The 2,861-nt window shown below is 50.8% G+C and carries 1 rRNA gene; it reads right to left on the bottom strand.

Features of this window, described 5'->3' with window-relative positions:
• Positions 1 to 2,840: ribosomal RNA gene (locus tag ACEWB7_RS17075) — 23S ribosomal RNA — on the bottom strand; the annotation flags it as partial.
• Positions 2,841 to 2,861: the final 21 nt, after the last annotated feature.

Below are 2,861 nucleotides of genomic sequence, written 5' to 3'. Positions count from 1 at the left end.
CTTCCACATCCAACCTATCAACGTCGTAGTCTTCAACGGCTCTTTAGGAGACATAAAGTCTCGGGGAAATCTTATCTTGAGGTAGGCTTCCCGCTTAGATGCTTTCAGCGGTTATCCCTTCCGAACATAGCTACCCGGCGATGCGACTGGCGTCACAACCGGTACACCAGAGGTTCGTCCACTCTGGTCCTCTCGTACTAGGAGCAGATCCTCTCAAATTTCCAGCGCCCACGGTAGATAGGGACCGAACTGTCTCACGACGTTCTAAACCCAGCTCGCGTACCTCTTTAAATGGCGAACAGCCATACCCTTGGGACCTGCTTCAGCCCCAGGATGAGATGAGCCGACATCGAGGTGCCAAACACCGCCGTCGATATGAACTCTTGGGCGGTATCAGCCTGTTATCCCCAGAGTACCTTTTATCCGTTGAGCGATGGCCCTTCCATACAGAACCACCGGATCACTAAGACCTACTTTCGTACCTGCTCGACTTGTGGGTCTCGCAGTTAAGCGCGCTTTTGCCTTTATACTCTACGCGTGATTTCCGACCACGCTGAGCGCACCTTCGTACTCCTCCGTTACTCTTTAGGAGGAGACCGCCCCAGTCAAACTACCCACCAGACATGGTCCTCGCTCCCGATCAGGGAGCAGAGTTAGAACCTCAATATTACCAGGGTGGTATTTCAAGGACGGCTCCATGGCAACTAGCGTCACCACTTCAAAGCCTCCCACCTATCCTACACAAGTAAGATCAAAGTTCAATGTCAAGCTGCAGTAAAGGTTCACGGGGTCTTTCCGTCTAGCCGCGGGTACACCGCATCTTCACGGCGAATTCGATTTCACTGAGCCTCTGCTGGAGACAGCGCCGCCATCATTATGCCATTCGTGCAGGTCGGAACTTACCCGACAAGGAATTTCGCTACCTTAGGACCGTTATAGTTACGGCCGCCGTTTACTGGGGCTTCGATCAAGAGCTTCGCTTACGCTAACCCCATCAATTAACCTTCCAGCACCGGGCAGGCATCACACCCTATACGTCCACTTTCGTGTTTGCAGAGTGCTATGTTTTTAATAAACAGTTGCAGCGGCCTGGTTTCTGAGGCTGCCAACAGCTCAAGGAGCAAGTCCTATCACCGCCGGCAGCGTACCTTCTCCCGAAGTTACGGTACCATTTTGCCTAGTTCCTTCAGCAGAGTTCTCTCAAGCGCTTTGGTCTACTCGACCTGACCACCTGTGTCGGTTTCGGGTACGATTCCAGTGTAACTGAAGCTTAGAGACTTTTCCTGGAAGTATGGTATCAGCCACTTCACCAGTAAACTGGCTTGCTATCAACTCTCAGCATAGAGTACCCCGGATTTGCCTAAGATACATGCCTACAGTCTTCCACCTGGACAACCAACGCCAGGCTGACTTAACCTTCTCCGTCCTCTCATCGCATTACACTGAAGTATTGGAATATTAACCAATTTCCCATCGACTACGCCTCTCGGCCTCGCCTTAGGGGTCGACTCACCCAGCCCCGATTAACGTTGGACTGGAACCCTTGGTCTTTCAGCGAACGGGTTTTTCACCCGTTTTGTCGTTACTCACGTCAGCATTCGCACTTCTGATACCTCCAGCAGACTTCTCAATCCACCTTCATCGGCTTACAGAACGCTCCCCTACCACTTGCAATAAATTGCAAATCCGCAGCTTCGGTACATAGTTTTAGCCCCGTTACATCTTCCGCGCAGGCCGACTCGACTAGTGAGCTATTACGCTTTCTTTAAAGGGTGGCTGCTTCTAAGCCAACCTCCTAGCTGTCTATGCCTTCCCACATCGTTTCCCACTTAACTATGATTTAGGGACCTTAGCTGGCGGTCTGGATTGTTTTCCTCTTGACTACGGACGTTAGCACCCGCAGTCTGTCTCCCGGATAGTACTCATTGGTATTCGGAGTTTGCATCGGTTTGGTAAGTCGGGATGACCCCCTAGCCGAAACAGTGCTCTACCCCCAATGGTATTCGTCCGAGGCGCTACCTAAATAGCTTTCGGGGAGAACCAGCTATCACCGAGTTTGATTAGCCTTTCACCCCTATCCACAAGTCATCCCCTGGCTTTTCAACGACAGTGGGTTCGGTCCTCCAGTTAGTGTTACCCAACCTTCAACCTGCTCATGGATAGATCACCCGGTTTCGGGTCTATACCCAGCAACTATACGCCCTATTAAGACTCGATTTCTCTACGGCTCCCCTATTCGGTTAACCTCGCTACTGAATATAAGTCGCTGACCCATTATACAAAAGGTACGCAGTCACCACACAAAGTGGCTCCCACTGCTTGTATGCATGCGGTTTCAGGATCTATTTCACTCCCCTCACAGGGGTTCTTTTCGCCTTTCCCTCACGGTACTGGTTCACTATCGGTCAGTCAGGAGTATTTAGCCTTAGAGGATGGTCCCCCTATATTCAGACAAGGTTTCACGTGCCTCGCCCTACTCGACATCATCATATCAGCCCTTTCGTGTACAGGACTATCACCCACTATGGTTGCACTTCCCAGAGCATTCCACTAAAACTGATATGACTTAATGGGCTGTTCCCCTTTCGCTCGCCGCTACTGAGGGAATCTCAATTGATTTCTTTTCCTACGGATACTGAGATGTTTCACTTCTCCGCGTTCGCCTCATAAACCTATGTATTCAGTTTATGATACCGACCTTATAGCCGGTGGGTTTCCCCATTCAGACATCTCCGGATCACAGGATATTTGCCGCCTCCCCGGAGCTTTTCGCAGGCTATCACGTCTTTCTTCGCCTCTGACTGCCAAGGCATCCACCACATGCACTTAATTACTTGACTATACAACCCCAAACAGTCGTT

It is taken from the genome of Acinetobacter sp. NIOH-H-8, from assembly GCF_046635365.1.
Classification (GTDB): Bacteria; Pseudomonadota; Gammaproteobacteria; order Pseudomonadales; family Moraxellaceae; genus Acinetobacter.
This window is presented reverse-complemented; position numbering and strand designations above follow the sequence as displayed.